The organism is uncultured Dokdonia sp. (assembly GCF_947496725.1).
Lineage (GTDB): Bacteria > Bacteroidota > Bacteroidia > Flavobacteriales > Flavobacteriaceae > Dokdonia.
The window spans coordinates 339078-354441 of record NZ_CANMDS010000001.1 but is presented as its reverse complement, the minus strand read 5'-3'; the positions used below and the strand labels follow the sequence as shown (position 1 = coordinate 354441).

General features: G+C 36.9%; 19 protein-coding genes. 4 read left to right on the top strand and 15 right to left on the bottom strand.

The window, feature by feature from the left end:
• Positions 1–50: 50 nt before the first annotated feature.
• From Q0948_RS01600 to Q0948_RS01570, 7 genes are all read right to left on the bottom strand, one after another.
• The gene (locus Q0948_RS01600) at positions 51–413 is read right to left on the bottom strand and encodes a diacylglycerol kinase family protein (RefSeq protein WP_298348164.1); all 363 of its coding nucleotides are present in this window, start codon (positions 411–413) and stop codon (positions 51–53) included.
• 106 nt (positions 414–519) lie between these two features.
• Positions 520–1020 carry a thiol peroxidase gene (gene tpx, locus Q0948_RS01595; protein ID WP_035328708.1) on the bottom strand — a complete coding sequence of 167 codons (501 nt, stop codon included), beginning with the start codon at positions 1018–1020 and terminating at the stop codon, positions 520–522.
• A gap of 164 nt (positions 1021–1184) precedes the next feature.
• Positions 1185–1442: a hypothetical protein gene (locus tag Q0948_RS01590; protein WP_021778616.1), complete on the bottom strand. Its 258-nt coding sequence runs from the start codon at positions 1440–1442 to the stop codon at positions 1185–1187.
• Entirely contained in the window at positions 1423–1737 is a 315-nt protein-coding gene (locus Q0948_RS01585; RefSeq protein ID WP_298348172.1) for a thioredoxin family protein, read from the bottom strand. The genes Q0948_RS01590 and Q0948_RS01585 overlap by 20 nt, the downstream gene beginning before the upstream one ends.
• Before the next feature lie 13 nt (positions 1738–1750).
• Positions 1751–2395 carry a peroxiredoxin gene (locus tag Q0948_RS01580; protein ID WP_021778618.1) on the bottom strand — a complete coding sequence of 215 codons (645 nt, stop codon included), beginning with the start codon at positions 2393–2395 and terminating at the stop codon, positions 1751–1753.
• Positions 2396–2570: 175 nt separating this feature from the next.
• Positions 2571–4034, bottom strand: a complete 1464-nt coding sequence (locus Q0948_RS01575) for a Na+/H+ antiporter NhaC family protein (protein ID WP_298348175.1) — start codon at positions 4032–4034, stop codon at positions 2571–2573.
• Positions 4035–4273: 239 nt separating this feature from the next.
• Complete coding sequence (locus Q0948_RS01570) at positions 4274–5488, bottom strand: aminotransferase class I/II-fold pyridoxal phosphate-dependent enzyme (RefSeq protein ID WP_298348177.1); 1215 nt, start codon at positions 5486–5488, stop codon at positions 4274–4276.
• Between the two features lie 191 nt (positions 5489–5679).
• On the opposite strand from Q0948_RS01570, the gene Q0948_RS01565 reads away from it, so the two are divergent.
• The 4 genes from Q0948_RS01565 to Q0948_RS01550 all read left to right on the top strand — a co-directional run bounded on the left by Q0948_RS01565 (position 5680) and on the right by Q0948_RS01550 (position 8737).
• Positions 5680–6138 carry an Lrp/AsnC family transcriptional regulator gene (locus tag Q0948_RS01565; RefSeq protein ID WP_035325086.1) on the top strand — a complete coding sequence of 153 codons (459 nt, stop codon included), beginning with the start codon at positions 5680–5682 and terminating at the stop codon, positions 6136–6138.
• Positions 6135–6776, top strand: coding sequence for a CPBP family intramembrane glutamic endopeptidase (locus Q0948_RS01560; RefSeq protein WP_298348180.1), 642 nt, complete (start codon positions 6135–6137; stop codon positions 6774–6776). Before Q0948_RS01565 ends, Q0948_RS01560 begins: the two co-directional genes overlap by 4 nt.
• A gap of 61 nt (positions 6777–6837) precedes the next feature.
• Positions 6838–7410, top strand: a complete 573-nt coding sequence (locus Q0948_RS01555) for a Crp/Fnr family transcriptional regulator (RefSeq protein ID WP_298348182.1) — start codon at positions 6838–6840, stop codon at positions 7408–7410.
• A gap of 118 nt (positions 7411–7528) precedes the next feature.
• The gene (locus Q0948_RS01550; RefSeq protein WP_298348184.1) at positions 7529–8737 is read left to right on the top strand and encodes an MFS transporter; all 1209 of its coding nucleotides are present in this window, start codon (positions 7529–7531) and stop codon (positions 8735–8737) included.
• A 73-nt stretch (positions 8738–8810) separates the two neighbouring features.
• Here Q0948_RS01550 and prfB read toward each other — a convergent pair.
• The 8 genes from prfB to Q0948_RS01510 all read right to left on the bottom strand — a co-directional run bounded on the left by prfB (position 8811) and on the right by Q0948_RS01510 (position 15226).
• Positions 8811–9918 (bottom strand): peptide chain release factor 2 gene (gene prfB / locus Q0948_RS01545; protein ID WP_148305630.1). Its coding sequence is split into 2 segments (ribosomal slippage): positions 8811–9854 and positions 9856–9918, totalling 1107 coding nucleotides; the frame shifts between segments, so codons are not numbered across the junction.
• A 91-nt stretch (positions 9919–10009) separates the two neighbouring features.
• Complete coding sequence (gene trmD / locus Q0948_RS01540) at positions 10010–10687, bottom strand: tRNA (guanosine(37)-N1)-methyltransferase TrmD (RefSeq protein ID WP_021778625.1); 678 nt, start codon at positions 10685–10687, stop codon at positions 10010–10012.
• A gap of 34 nt (positions 10688–10721) precedes the next feature.
• Positions 10722–11165, bottom strand: a complete 444-nt coding sequence (locus Q0948_RS01535; protein WP_298348191.1) for a GNAT family N-acetyltransferase — start codon at positions 11163–11165, stop codon at positions 10722–10724.
• 53 nt (positions 11166–11218) lie between these two features.
• Positions 11219–11806, bottom strand: a complete 588-nt coding sequence (locus Q0948_RS01530; RefSeq protein ID WP_298348193.1) for a hypothetical protein — start codon at positions 11804–11806, stop codon at positions 11219–11221.
• 263 nt (positions 11807–12069) lie between these two features.
• Positions 12070–13080, bottom strand: a complete 1011-nt coding sequence (locus Q0948_RS01525; protein ID WP_298348195.1) for a hypothetical protein — start codon at positions 13078–13080, stop codon at positions 12070–12072.
• Between the two features lie 87 nt (positions 13081–13167).
• Positions 13168–13740 (bottom strand): hypothetical protein, encoded by a 573-nt coding sequence (locus Q0948_RS01520; RefSeq protein ID WP_298348197.1) that lies wholly within the window; start codon positions 13738–13740, stop codon positions 13168–13170.
• 118 nt (positions 13741–13858) lie between these two features.
• Positions 13859–14317: a hypothetical protein gene (locus tag Q0948_RS01515; RefSeq protein WP_298348199.1), complete on the bottom strand. Its 459-nt coding sequence runs from the start codon at positions 14315–14317 to the stop codon at positions 13859–13861.
• A gap of 75 nt (positions 14318–14392) precedes the next feature.
• On the bottom strand, positions 14393–15226 hold the full coding sequence (locus Q0948_RS01510; RefSeq protein ID WP_298348201.1) for a DUF4238 domain-containing protein: 834 nt from the start codon (positions 15224–15226) through the stop codon (positions 14393–14395).
• Positions 15227–15364: the final 138 nt, after the last annotated feature.

Genomic DNA, 15364 nt, shown 5'->3' with positions numbered 1-15364 from the left:
AGAGGCTGCTATTTAAAAGCGGCTTTAGGGTAAGAAAGATTGTGTATTTCTTAAAAAATTCTTGGGATGTAGATAATACCTGCGATAATAACGGAAATAAGTGCTGCAATACCCACGGCACCCGCAGCAATATCTTTAATGCGACCTATTTTTTCGTGAAAATCTGGGTGTATAAAATCTGCAATACCTTCTATCGCGGTATTAAGTCCTTCTGCAGTCATAACCAAGCCTATGCATAGGGTTTGAGCAATCCACTCTGTACGGCTTATGTTGTAATAAAAACCAGCAATAGTAATAAGTATAGCCACACCAAATTGTACCTGTATGCTTGCCTCAGAGCGTATGAGTTGTATACCGCCTTGTAGCGAGTATTTCATCCCTTTGAGTCTTCCTGTTATAAATTTTATAGGCACGTGTGTTTGGTTTTTTATGGTGTGAAGTGGTTGCAATAGTACATAAATAAACCTGCCAGATTATACGTAGTTGTACAAGCTCAGGCAGGTTCATGTATATTCTATATTATTTAAGAGCGTTCATTGCACCTTCATAGTTAGGCTCTTGACCTACTTCTGGTACTTGCTCTGTGTAAACTACTTGCCCTTCTTCATTAAGAACTACTACGGCTCTTGAGTGTAAGCCGTCAAAACCACCATCTGCGATAGTAACTCCATAGTCTTCACCAAACTTTCCTGTTTTAAAATCAGATAAGGTGTGTACATTATCTAGCCCCTCTGCTGCACAAAAACGTGCTTGAGCAAATGGTAAGTCACGAGAGATACAAAGTACCTCCGTATTTTCTGCGCTAGAAACTTTTTCATTAAACGTACGTACAGATTGTGCACATACACCTGTGTCTACAGATGGAAAGATGTTAAGTACCACACGCTTTCCTTTATAGTCTGATAAGCTTGCTGGAGAAAGATCGTTTTTTGATAACGTAAAATCTGGAGCTGCTGTTCCTACTTTTGGAAGTTCGCCTACGGTTTGTGTTGCGTTGCCGCCTAGTGTTATTGTTGCCATTTTATTTTTTTTGTTGTCTCGTAAAAGTAAAACAAAAACTACCATTTACCACTCGCTTAACAATTGTTTATCAAGTTGCTCTGGTATACTAACATTGAGAATAAAAAAAAGTACAACTGCCAGTGGCGGTTGTACTTCTAATAAGGTTGTGTGAGTAAGAGATCTTAGTTATCTATAGACCCCATTACACGTTTCATAAAGCCGTTAAGAGCCTCTTTTTTTGCGGTACCGCTACGCATATCTTTATGCACTTCTAGCGCTCCATACATATTTGAGATAAGTTCACCTATAACGTCTAGCTCTTCATCTTTAAGAGAAGGAACCTCTGTAAGGTGCTCAAGTGTCTCTACTGTTTCAATAAGAAAATCTTGATCGTTTTCTTCTATAAAACCTACGAGGTGCTTAATTACTGGTAACTTCATTTACAAGGTCTTTAAGTACATCAAATTTATTAGTCTGTACTTGATTAGTAAATGATCCCTTTGTAAACGTTGCAAATGTAGGAAGGTTATCTACTGTAGCCATTTTACGTGACTCAGGATTCTTCTCGGCATCTACAATAACAAACTTTACGTTTTTGTTTTCTGAAGCTAGTTTCTTGAACTTAGGCTTCATAATACGACAGTTACCACACCAGGTAGCACTGTATTGTACGACAACGGTCTCATTTTCGGCAACAATCTGGTTAAGATTATCTTGATCTAATTCTTGAATCATAGCTTCTGTTTTTTTAGTTTGCATGAGCAGCAAGGTAGCTAGCTACACCATCACGGTTTGCGTTCATCGCTTCTTTACCATCTTCCCAGTTTGCAGGACAAACTTCACCTTTTTCTTGTACGTGCGTGTATGCATCTACAAGTCTTAAAAACTCAGATACGTTACGACCCAGTGGCATATGGTTTACACCTTCGTGAAAAACAGTACCCTCTTCATCAATAAGGTAAGTCGCTCTGTAAGTTACATTGTCACCATCTACAAGTACAGTTCCAGTCTCTTCATCAAAACGCTCGTTAGTCACGTCAAGAATACCTAACTGGTTTGCAAGGTTACGGTTAGAGTCTGCAAGTATAGGGTATGTTACACCTTCTATACCTCCGTTATCTTTTGCAGTGTTTAACCACGCAAAGTGTACTTCTGGAGTATCACAAGAAGCACCTATTACGATTGTATTACGGTCTGCAAATGCTTGCTTTGCTGCTTCAAAAGCGTGAAGCTCTGTAGGACAAACAAATGTAAAATCTTTTGGGTACCAGAAAAGAATGATTTTCTTTCCTTCTTCTTTTGCTTTTTCTAAGATGTTGATCTTAAAAGTATCTCCCATTTCATCCATTGCATCTACAGCAAGGTTTGGGAATTTTTTTCCAACTAGTGTCATTATTCTAAGGTTTTTATGTTCGTAATTTGAAAGTGCAAAAGTACCCCCAAATCAAGCTTAATAAAAGCCTGTAAAATCCAATAATCTGATAGTAGTATTAGTATTCTTTATGTAACCTTGTTAGGTGTTGTAAATGTGTAGGTTACGCTTTCGCGAAAGCGTAAAAAAATCCTCCTTATGCTTTTCTTGCATCCTTAATTTGTCTGATCTTAATATTAAATCCTGCAAAAATGAGTGTCATAAATGGCGAGAGCCAGTTAAAGATGGCAAAAACAAAGTACTCTGCTACGCCTACATTAAGGACACTACTTTGGTACGCTCCACAAGTGTTCCAAGGGATAAGAACAGAGGTTACCGTACCAGAATCTTCTAGCGTACGAGATAAGTTTTCTGGAGCAAGTCCTTTGTCTTCGTAGGCTTTCTTAAACATTTTGCCAGGGATGACAAGCGCAAGATATTGATCTGAAGCAATAGCATTGAGACCCAGACAAGAGATTACTGTACTTGCAAAAAGACCAAAAACCGTGTCTGCAACGCTTAGCAGGGCTTTTGTAATTCTAGACAAGGCACCTATACCATCCATAATTCCTCCAAAAACCATCGCACAACATATAAGTAATATCGTCCATAGCATACCAAGTATACCTCCCGCGCTAAAGAGTTCGTTAAGTGTAGCATTAGGTGTTTCTATAGCAGTATCTGTCCAGATAGCTGTGGCTATGGCATTTATTTTTGATGAAGATAATCCCTCTAGTATTTCTGGTTGAAAGATATATGCAAACACTGCTGCAAGCACGACACCTATTCCTAGGGCAATGAGTGGTTTTGTCTTTGTAACGATTAATGCAATTACCACACCTGGAACGATAAAAAGCATAGGAGTAATATTAAAGGTGTCATCTATTACACCTAGTAACTCTGTGACATCTGCCGTACCTGTGGTGTCTATATTAAGGCTTATGATAATAAATACGAGTAGCGTGATTACTATAGTAGGTACTGTGGTAATGGTCATATATTTTATATGCGTAAAGAGATCTGTACCTGCCATTGCTGGAGCGAGGTTAGTCGTGTCACTTAGTGGTGACATTTTATCACCAAAGTATGCACCAGAAATCACAGCTCCCGCTATCATACCTGCATCTATACCCAGCGCTTGACCTATACCTATAAGCGCAATACCTACAGTGGCAGAGGTGGTCCAAGAGCTTCCTGTTGCAATGGAGATAATGGCAGCAATAATGACTGAGGCTGGTAAAAAGATAGTAGGGTTTAACACCTGGAGACCGTAATATACCATTGCTGGAATAATACCACTCACAAGCCAGCTGCCGGCAAGAGCTCCTACTAGAAATAATATGACAATAGGTACAAAAACACTTTTTAGGTTTTCCCAAACTTCGGCGAGCATTGTGCCTAGTGTAGATTTATTAAGAAAGCCTACTACTGCGGCTGCAGCTCCTCCCATAAGAAGGATGTATTGATTAGAATACTCACCAAGCCACTCGCCATCTTTAAGAAAAATGTTATACGCTAGAAGCCCCATTAGAATAACAACTGGGATAAGAGCCTCCCACAAATTTAGTTCACGATTATCTACAATATGATGGTTTTTTTGCTCTTCTAGATTGTTATTCATTGTGTGTGTTTTGTATAGGTAATGTTACAATAATAGCCTGTATTTTGCAAGGTGTGAGAGCAAATAGCTCATAGCTCTCATTACACGCTCATCTCTTAGATTAAAAGAGGTGAGAATCTATCACTCTTTGTTATAGTTAGTTAGACTGTATAGGGCAATACTTCTTATGTTATAAAAAAACAATGCGAGCTTACAGTAGGTTACTATAAGCTCGCAAAGATTTTATTAAAGATAATGTGTTATGCCATCTTTGGGACCAAAACACCTATCTCTTCCATACAAGATTTCATCATTTCATAAGTACGTTCTATATCTGCATCAAGGCCTATTGAGAAGCGTATAAGACCATCTGTAAGTCCCATCGCTGCTTGCTCATCTTCTGGAATCTCTGATGAAGTCGAAGTTCCTGGGGCGCTAAAGAGGGTTTTGTAAAATCCTAAACTCACCGCTAGGTAACCTAGGTTCTTTTCTTGCATTAACTCCATAAGTGCATTTGCCTTATCTAGTGATCCTACATCTACTGTAAGCATACCGCCGTAGCCGTACTTATCATTCATATGTCTATTAAAAACCTCGTGACTAGGGTGAGAAGGGAGTCCAGGGTATACCGTTCTTAGTCCTAGGTTTTCAAAACGCTCTGCGAGATACATAGCATTGTGACTATGTTGCATCATACGTATATGCAGGGTGCGCAAGTTCTTGAGTACAGAGGCTGCTCTCAGACTATCCATAGTAGGGCCTAGTAGCATACTTGCTCCATCATTTACATTACGTAACTCATCTATAAACTCTTGTGTACCGCACACCACGCCACCTACCGTGTCTGAAGATCCGTTTATAAACTTAGTAAGACTGTGTATCACCACATCTGCACCGTGGTTTACAGGAGATATAGAGAGCGGTGAGAATGTATTATCTACCAGTAGTTTAAGGTGATGTCTTTTTGCAATGGCAGAGAGCCCTTCAATATCTGCAATCTCAAGTAGTGGGTTGCTCACAGACTCACAGTAGAGCACCTTCGTGTCTTTTGTAATAGCGGCTTCTACTGCTTCCAGATTTGTAATGTCTACAAAGCTCGTCGTGATGCTTAGTCTAGGAGCAAAGTTTTTTAAGAAGGCATATGTCCCTCCATAAATGGTACGGCTTGACACTACGTGATCACCAGCCTGGCACAGTTGTAATAGGGTAGGAGTGATAGCACCCATCCCACTGGCAGCAACGTTTGCCGTTTCTGTTCCTTCCATTGCGGCAAGGGCTGCACCTAGATAAAGATTAGACGGTGTGCTGTGTCTTGAGTATAAATAACAACCATCTGCATTACCTTCAAAGGTGTCAAACATTGTTTTTGCCGATAAAAAAGTGTAGGTTGAGCTATCTGAAATAGAAGGATTTACTCCTCCAAATTCTCCAAAATACTGTAAATCTTGGATCTCGTTTGCGGGTTTAAATTTCATAAGGCGCTAAGTGTTTGAATAGATTAGTTTATGTAAATACTTGTTATTTATAACGTAAATGTATGTATATGTAGATATTTAATCAATAGTGAGTTAGATATATAGATAATTAAACTGTATTATTGTAAATAATTAGAATTTCGCTTTCGCGAAAGCATAAGTTTACCCCAAATACTGATAATTTTTCTATGATGAAACTTGACGAACTAGACAAAAAAATTTTAGGATACCTACAACAGGACGCCAAAATCACAAACAAAGAGCTTTCTGCAAAGCTTAACCTTTCTGTAACTGCTATTTATGAGCGTGTAAAAAAGATGGAGCGCTCAGGAGTGATCGCACAGTATATCACACTTCTTAATAAGGATATTGTAGGGCTAGGTTTTCAGGTGTTTTGCCACGTAAAGCTAGAGAAGCACGCTCAAAATGCAATAGACTCCTTTGAAAAAGAGGTGACTGCGCTAGATGAGGTGCTAGAGTGTTTTCACGTAAGTGGTGACTATGATTATTTACTCAAAGTGCTGGTAAGAGATATGGAGCATTTTCGTAATTTTATGGTAACCAAGCTTACTACGCTTAAGTATATAGGGAGTACACAGAGCTCGTTTACTATAAGCGAGGTAAAAAACACTACAACAATCACGGTATGATGAATGGCAAGTATTATGTACTCACAGAGTTTTTTATATTATTCATAATACTACCATTAAGTCTATTATTACCCTATGACTTTAAGATTAAAGGAGCTTCGGTTTTAATAGGTTTTACATATTTACTGGTGATGCTTTATAGAAGTAAGGCAGTAAAGTTTAAGGTTGAGCGGTCAATAAACTGGCCGTCTTTTTTTAAGGAGACAGCTGTGAAGCTTGTTGTTATAGCTATTGTTACTACCATTTACGTGTATATATTACAGCCTTCTAGCTTGTTTTGTGTACCACAGAGCAACCCAAAATTATGGGTGATGATATTGCTAGTGTACACCTTCTTATCTGTATGGCCGCAAGAGGTGATTTACAGAACTTTTTTCTTTAACCGTTATGATGGTTTCTTTAAAGACAAGCGATTGCTTATGGTGGTAAATGCGATTGTATTTGCAATGGCGCACTTATTTTTACGCAACACCTTAGTCATTGTACTCACCTTTATAGGCGGATTATTATTTGCTTATACCTTTAAGAAAACAAGATCTACCACACTGGTATCTATAGAGCACGCTTTATATGGTAACTGGTTATTTACAGTAGGGATGGGGCAGATGCTTGCCTTCCCAGGGATGGAGGCGTGTTAATCTATGGCAAATGAGTATTTATCTTTAATCAAGGTTCTAGTAAATAGTGTAATTTTGAACTATGGAAAACAAGTTTCATTCACTAAGACAACATTTTGAAGAGTTATACTCGTTGACAGATGAAGAATGGGATTTTATTGAGCCACACTTTCATTTTAAAACATTAAAAAAGCATCAATTTTTAATTCAAGCAGGGCAGGCTGTCAATTTTGAATACTGGATTATTAATGGCCTTGTGAAAGCCTATCACATAGATGATAAAGGTAAAGAGCACATTCTCCAGTTTGCAATGGAGAAATACTGGGTGAGTGATCACTGTGCTTTTCAGCATCAAGAACCAGGAACTATATTTGTAGATTGTCTAGAAGATTCTGAATTTTTCTACTTGTCATTAGAAGATAGGGAGAAGATTTGTCTTGCAGTGCCAGCTGTTGCCAATTTCTTTAGAGTTAAATCAAATCACGGTTATATTAACCTGCAAAAAAGAGTATTGTCATTACTTACAATGACTGCAGAAGATAGGTATCAATACCTAGTTACTAAACTACCTGCTTTAATACAGCGCGTGCCTAAAAAATTAATAGCTTCCTATTTAGGCGTTTCCAGAGAGACTTTAAGTCGTTTTAATAGCTAAAAGTGATCTAAATCACATTTTTATATTGATCTACCTCACATTAAAACTGTGAGGTATGTCCTCGCACACCCCTTTGTTTTCATAGAATTTTGTATCCAACAATTAAAAACAAATTATTATGAAAACAACAACGATAGATAAACATACAACGGTGACTAAAAAGAAGAGTCTACCAGCTGCTCTATGGGCATTGACCATAAGTGCCTTTGCGATAGGTACAACAGAATTTGTAATTGTAGGTCTGTTGTCTACAGTTGCAAACGACCTAGGTACATCATTAACATCAGCAGGATTATTAGTAAGCCTTTATGCTATTGGTGTAGCCATTGGTGCACCCATATTAACTGCTTTAACTGGTAAAATTCCAAGGAAACAATTATTGATGGGAATTATGTTGCTTTTCATCATTGGTAATGGTTTAGCAGCAATTTCACCTAGTTTTGAATTGTTACTCTTATCAAGAGTCGTGACAGGTTTTGCACACGGTGTATTCTTTTCAATTGGGTCTACCATTGCCGCTAGTTTAGTTCCAAAAGATAAAAGAGCAACTGCCATTTCTATAATGTTTGCTGGTCTTACTGTAGCTATTGTAACTGGTGTGCCTTTGGGTACTTACATCGGTCAGAATTTTGGATGGAGAGCAACATTTATTGGTGTTGCACTATTAGGATTAATAGGAGCAATAGCAAGTTTAGTTTTGGTTCCTAAAAACATCAAACAATCGGCTCCATTAAGACTTGTAGACCAATTAAAAGTGATTAAAAATCCGTCTATTTTATTGGTGCTTGCCATTACTGCATTTGGTTATGGAGGTACGTTTGTCACATTTACTTACTTAACACCATTGTTAGAAAAAGTGACCGGCTTCTCTTCAGATATGACTAGTATATTTCTTTTAATCTATGGGGTTGCAATAGCTATAGGAAACATTGTAGGCGGTAAAGTTTCAAACAATAAACCAGGCAAAGCATTATTGGTGATGTTTGCATTACAAGCCATTGTGTTGTTTGTATTGTACTTCACGGCTTCAAGTCAGACTTTTGCCATAGTAACCTTATTTTTTATGGGAATACTTGCTTTTTCAAACGTACCTGCATTGCAATTATATGTGGTAAAAATGGCCGAAAAATACTTGCCAGGAACCGAAGATGTAGCCTCAGCATTAAATATCGCAGCTTTTAACGTTGGTATTGCCATAGGCGCTTATGTAGGCGGAATGGTAGTGGAATCTGACCTAGGGGTTGCCGCGACGCCTTGGGTAGGAGGTATGCTTGTAATTGTAGGGTTCTTATTAACCTTAGCTTTGTTTAGAAAAGAAAAAATATAGAAATCATAAGTCTATATATTAGAAAAAAAAGCCAATCGTGAGATTGGCTTTTTTTAAATATACTTCATATTCTTTAGAGCTCATCACTCGCTTCTTCTTGCCCCATCATCATTAGGTATCCTTTTAAGAAGAGGTCTATATTACCATCCAGTACAGCATCTGTGTTACCCGTCTCTACAGCGGTGCGTACGTCTTTTACAAGTTTGTAAGGATGTAATACGTAATTGCGTATTTGTGATCCCCACTCAATAGCCTTCTTATCTGCTTCTATCGCGTTACGGGCTTCCATTTGCTTACGTAGTTCTAGCTCGTATAATTGAGAACGGAGCATCTGTAACGCTTTTGCTCGGTTATCGTGTTGTGATCTCGAGTCAGAACAAGAGATTTGTATACCTGTAGGGTGGTGGGTAAGTTGGACCTTAGTCTCCACCTTGTTTACATTTTGCCCTCCAGCACCAGAAGATCTCGCCGTCACAATATCATAGTCTGCTGGATTGAGTTCTATCTCAATACTGTCATCTACAAGTGGATACACATATACCGAGGCAAATGAGGTATGACGCTTCGCATTACTGTCAAAAGGGGAGATGCGCACCAGTCTGTGTACACCGTTTTCACCTTTAAGCCAGCCAAAGGCAAACTCACCTTCTATCTCTAGCGATACCGTTTTTATACCCGCTACATCACCTTCTTGAAAGTTAAGCTCTTTTACCTTCCAGCCTTGTTTTTCTGCATACATTAAGTACATACGCATAAGCATAGATGCCCAGTCGCAACTCTCTGTACCACCAGCTCCGGCGGTAATCTGTAAGACACAGCTTAGCTCATCACCCTCTTCTGAGAGCATATTTCTAAACTCGATATCTTCTATAAAACTAGCCGCTTTCTCATAGCGTGCTTGTACATTTTCTTCTGGAGCTTCGCCTTCTTTTGCAAATTCATAGAGCACCTCTAGGTCTTCTACAAAGGTTTGAGCCTCCTCATAATCTGTCACCCATTTCTTTTTAGAACGTAAGGTTTTCATAAAGGCCTCAGCCTCTTTTGGGTCGTTCCAGAAATTTGGGTCAAAGGTTTTTTCTTCTTCGTTTTGTATCTCGATACGTTTGCGATCTACGTCAAAGATATCTCCTTAAGCCGTCTACGCGCTCTTGGAGTGATTTTATGTGGTCTGTTGTAATCATATGCTTCCCTTGCTGGGTATGTAATTTAAAATGCTATAAACTTCTAGGTGTTGAGAATGTGGGTTGTTACGCTTTCGCGAAAGCGTACTCATTACTCCTCTAGTAAGTCTGGTCTTCTTTCTTTTGTTCTTATATATGCTTGTTCTTCTCGCCACTCTTCTACCTTAGGAGTATTGCCACTGGTGAGAATCTCAGGAACTTTCCAGCCTTTATAATCTGCTGGGCGTGTGTAAATAGGTGGAGCGAGTAATCCATCTTGAAAACTATCTGTAAGCGCCGAAGTCTCATTACCTAGCACCCCAGGAATTAAACGTATCACCGCATCGCAAAGTATCAGAGCGCCTAGCTCGCCACCGCTTAGTACGTAGTCTCCTATAGAGATTTCCTTAGTAATAAAATGATCTCTCACACGCTGGTCTACACCTTTGTAGTGTCCACATAGTATGATAATGTTGCCTTTGAGCGATAGCGTGTTTGCCATCCCTTGGTCTAGCGTCTCACCATCTGGAGTCATATAGATAACCTCGTCATAATCACGCTCAGATTTGAGCTTAGAGATACATTTATCTATAGGCTCAATTTGCATTACCATACCTGCACCTCCGCCAAACTGGTAGTCATCTACCTGCTTATACTTAGTATCTGTATAGTCTCGCAAATTGTGAAACTGTACTTCTACCAGACCTTTTGCAATAGAGCGTTGCATTATAGAGGCCTCAAAAGGACTCTTTAATAACTCTGGTACGACGGTAATAATATCTATTCTCATAAGTATACAATTGTAATGCGAGGCAGGTCTTGCGCTAGCGAGCCCAAAAGTAATGTAAATCGGGGTCTTTTGTAAAGCCTAGACGCTCATAAAGTTTTTGTGCTGGGTTTGTAGTACCCGTTTGTAATGCAATGCCTTTTTGCCCTTTGGCTGTACATAACTCTTTAACACGATTTATAAGCAAGGTACCTATACCTTTTCCTCTATGGTCTGGATGAATATATAAATCATTGAGCAATAACATACGCTCCATACTTACCGAAGAAAATAGGGGGTACACTTGCGTGAAACCTACTACCTCCTGCGTATTACTTTCAGTATGAGCGATGTAAATGGTACTCTCATTATGTGTAAACCGTTCTTTAAGGAAGGAGCGAGCCCCCTCTATATCTGACGGTTGTTTATAAAACTGTCTATACCCATCAAAGAGCGGGATAATAAACTCAAGATCTGTAAGTGTAGCCTGGCGTATATGCATAAAAAAATCTATACCCTAAAGTACAGATTTTATAGTATTAATAAAACGAGTGCTTACCCTTTTGAAGATTTAAGCGCTCTGTTGCGCTCATCTTGTAGCTGACGACCTAGTTTTTGCTCTTTCTCTAAGGCTTTACGGCGGTAATCTTCAAACTCTGCCTCTGTCTCATCTAGTTTGTGCTGTGCCGTTTTAGTAAGTACGTTACTACTTCTAAATTTGAATATAAAAAATAACAACGCAAGCAATAATACTCCAGCAATACTCCATACCATCGTGTTGTAGTTGCCTTTACTCATTTGAGCGCCAAAAAAGTTCATTGAGTCTTTCTCACCTTCTGTTGTTTCTAGTGTAGCCTGTGTTTGAGCAAGGTCTGTGCTTACCTGTGCTGCAGCCGCTTGCTGCTGTGCCATTTCTGACTTAAGATTTTCTATCTCTGCCTGTAGGCCGTCTATGCGTTTTTTTGTGTTTTGCTGTAGGCGGGTCATTTTTACTTTTTCAATCACCTTAAACTTCTGGTAATTGTTTGAACCATCTATAACCTCTGTAAATTGATCATCAATGCTCTTTGAGGCATCTTGTGCTTGTACAGCGGTAAAAGAAAGGAGGAATATAAAAGCAAAAGCCTTTGTAATAGCGTTCATAAATCTGAAAAATTAAATGATATTTTATATAAAAACGACGATGTACCCCATCGCAGTTTACAAAAGTACGTGAAAATACATCTTTTGGACTTTTTAAATAAAATTATATCTCAAGATGTTGCTTCTTTTTATGGAGTAGGAGGGAAATAGTAGAGGGTATGAGTGAATAATGATTGTGGAATTCTAGATAAAGTTTAATTTAAAAACTGATTGAGCTTTGCGGTAATGGATTTGTTTTTAACTCAGTTCTTAGTTAGGCAACGTTATTTATAGTATTCAATTTTATATTCTTTAATCGTTCTTAACGTACCATTCTTGAATTTCGATTTTTTGATAAGATTTCTATTTTCATCAAATTCAGAAGTCAATTTTATGGTCGATTCAAGCTCGCCATTCGAGTCATAATATTTTGTTATCTGACTACTATTATTGTCGTAAATGTATATTTCTCTAGAAGTAATGGAATCATTTAAAAATTCAATGTATTCAATTTCATCTTCATTTTTATTGTATTTTGAAATACCAAAAACACCTGGAATATCATTCGAAGAAAACATTTTTTCTTCCTTAACCTTACCGTTATCGAAATAAATATAGTTTGTAGAATCTATTCTTTCCATATTTCCTTTTCGGTCGTAAACTCTCCATTCAGTTTCATTTCCAAACGAATCATATTTAGTAAACCATTCAGTTTTTGAATTGTCAGCATAATGTCTTGTTGTTTTTAGCCTATTACCATCTTTGTCATATTCATAACCAACTTTTACTAATTGATTTTTTGCTTTTTTACTCTTAAGAATTGTCGATTCAGTTTCTTTATTAAAGTCATTGTAGGATGATTTGGTATGTCTTAAAATTGAATCATTACTATCATAAATTAATGATTCTATTTTGTTTCCAGAATTATCATATTTATTTAACCAGCGTTTAAGAGTATCATTAGGATATTTAATTTCGACTTTTTCAATTTCATCTCCTTCGCTATTATAAACTGAAATCCACTTTTTATATCGTTCACCATCTTTCTTGAAACTTATTTCTTCTATGATATTACCGTTTTTGTCAAATAAAGTAAGTTCTCTGTGCTGTTCTTTGAGTGTGGTTTCGATTGTGTCTTTCAATGCGTTCGAACTTCTATGAATCGTTTTTAAGTAAGATTTTACTTGTCCGTTTAGTTTTAATCTTTCAATATCAGTTTCTCTATTCTGATTGCCTGAAATACAGCTGACAATTGATAAAAATAAAAATATTATAAATAGATTTCGAATGTTCATTTTTAATGTTGTCTAACAGCCCTTAACACAAAGCGAGTGCGGCATTTCGCTGGTATGTTTTACTTTGTGGTTTTGTTCTAAAACGTTTTAATCCAGTTTAATTTCAGGGTTTAAGAATGTATAAACCTGTTCTCCAATCTTAACAGTTATTACGTCATCATTAATTTTATTTAAAACATCAAATCGATTTTCTAATTCCAGCTTTTTTACAAATAAAACTCGCTGCTGTGATTTATTAATTTGATTATTTCCAATCAATTTCCCCTGTTTAAAAGCTCCATTTTTACTTGATTCAACAGAAATGGGTATATCTTTTATTGGTAAGGTTGATGTCTCACTCATTGCGATTAGAACTATTAAAGAATTTTGGTAATTTCCATATTCACTCCTAAACCCCGGCATTATATTTAAGTTAGAATTGGCATTGAATTTTACATTATAAAAATCACCTTGAATTTCATTAAAAGTGCTACTTTCATTAAAAAACAAGTAAGGTAGGAGTCTAAAATATGAGTTTTTATAATTTGGATTAATGGCGGCAATTCCATTTGAATTCAATATGGAGGCTGGAATTTCGGATTGTATTTCAGGTCTTGGCAATTGAGATGTGCTCGAGCAGGAAATTACAATTAGTAATATTAAATATAGTAATCGTTTCATTTTTTTTAAATCTTTTACAACAGGCCACTACATAAAGCGAGTGCGGCTCCCGATAGCTATCGGGATTATTGGTTTTGATTTTTAATTGATTCTTCTAAATTATTGACACAAAGAGGGCCTATTTAATTTTATCCATTTTGTCGGTAAATAAATTAATTAATTCCTCTTTATAAGGGTGTCCATCTTTAAAGCAATCCTTCTTTTCAGAGTCAAAAACGATTAGGCAAGTAAAATAATCATACATCGATTCAGTTCCGTCAGTTACCACAGTGAAGGTTTTGTCATTTCCGTCTATGAGCTTTACATCCTGCCAAACAATTCTTTTAATAATTTGGTGATGTAATCCACTTAACTTTTCGCTCCATTTACCATAATTCTGACGCATTAGTTTCTTTGCATCTGTAGCTGATTCCATTTCGTAAAATCGAAGTTCGTTTACATAAATTGTATCGTTTTCAACTACTACTGGTGTATTTACTATTTTAAAATCAGAATACTTTGGTTCTATAATCACATCCTTTGAAGATGAACAACTCCAGACGATAACTGCCATTAATATACAGATGTATTTTTTCATAATTACTTGTTACTGGCCACTACATAAAGCGAGTGCGGCTTCCGATAGCTATCGGGATTAATGGAGTGCTTGTGTTTATTTATTTAAAATTCTTTTTACAAGTCCAAAATCATTTTTATGTGAAAAGATAAATCTTTCAGAATAAGCAATTTGGAGCCAATTCAAGTTTTCAATATTTTCTGGTTTACATTTTAAATTAGGCATAGTATTTTTCTGATACCCATTTTGAGAAAGGAACTTTTCACAGAATAAATTTATTGTCAATGATGGTGAAATTGGTAAATAAATCTCAATTCCGTAGCTATCAAGCCCCAAGGTTCCTCTAATTTTACTTCTATCAGTAGTATTTTGTAAAGTAACTGGATTATCTGAAATTATAAATTCGTCGTCGCTCTCGCTTAACATCCATACTTTATTCATTAGAACTTCATAGAAGTTAGTTGATTGCTCCAACATTGAAAACCAAATTTTTTTATGGTCAATTTTTGGAATACTTATATTGGCCTTATCTTTCAATTGTACAGACATATTGTCCATTAATATTTCAGTTTGAAATAAGTGCCCTTTTGTTCTTAAATTTTGAAGTGTAATGAAAAAAGACAAAGTTCTTCTTTGATCTTCCGTAAGATCTTCGATACTCCGATTTTTTATTATTTCTTTAATAATGGGGGCAGAGATGTCTTCAGCGTTTTGTAGCGCATATTCATAACTTCCAACTCTACTATTTTTGAATTGGTCATAGAAATATTCTTCACTTGCTACTTTTTTTATTGCGCGCTCCTTTATTTGATTCCGAACGTTATATTTTTCGTTCTTGTCAAAAGCCCAAATAAATTTCTGTCCACTACTCGAAAAATTTCTTAACAAGAATTGCGGAACGTAATGTTGATTTTTGACGTGATTATTCATTCGGCTTTAAATATTCTACAACAGACCACTACATAAAGCAAGTACGGCTCCCGATAGCTATCGGGATTGATGGAGAGGCTCTGTTGATTGTTTTTTAATTGATTTTCTAAATATACGAGTATTTGAGAAAGTTGACGC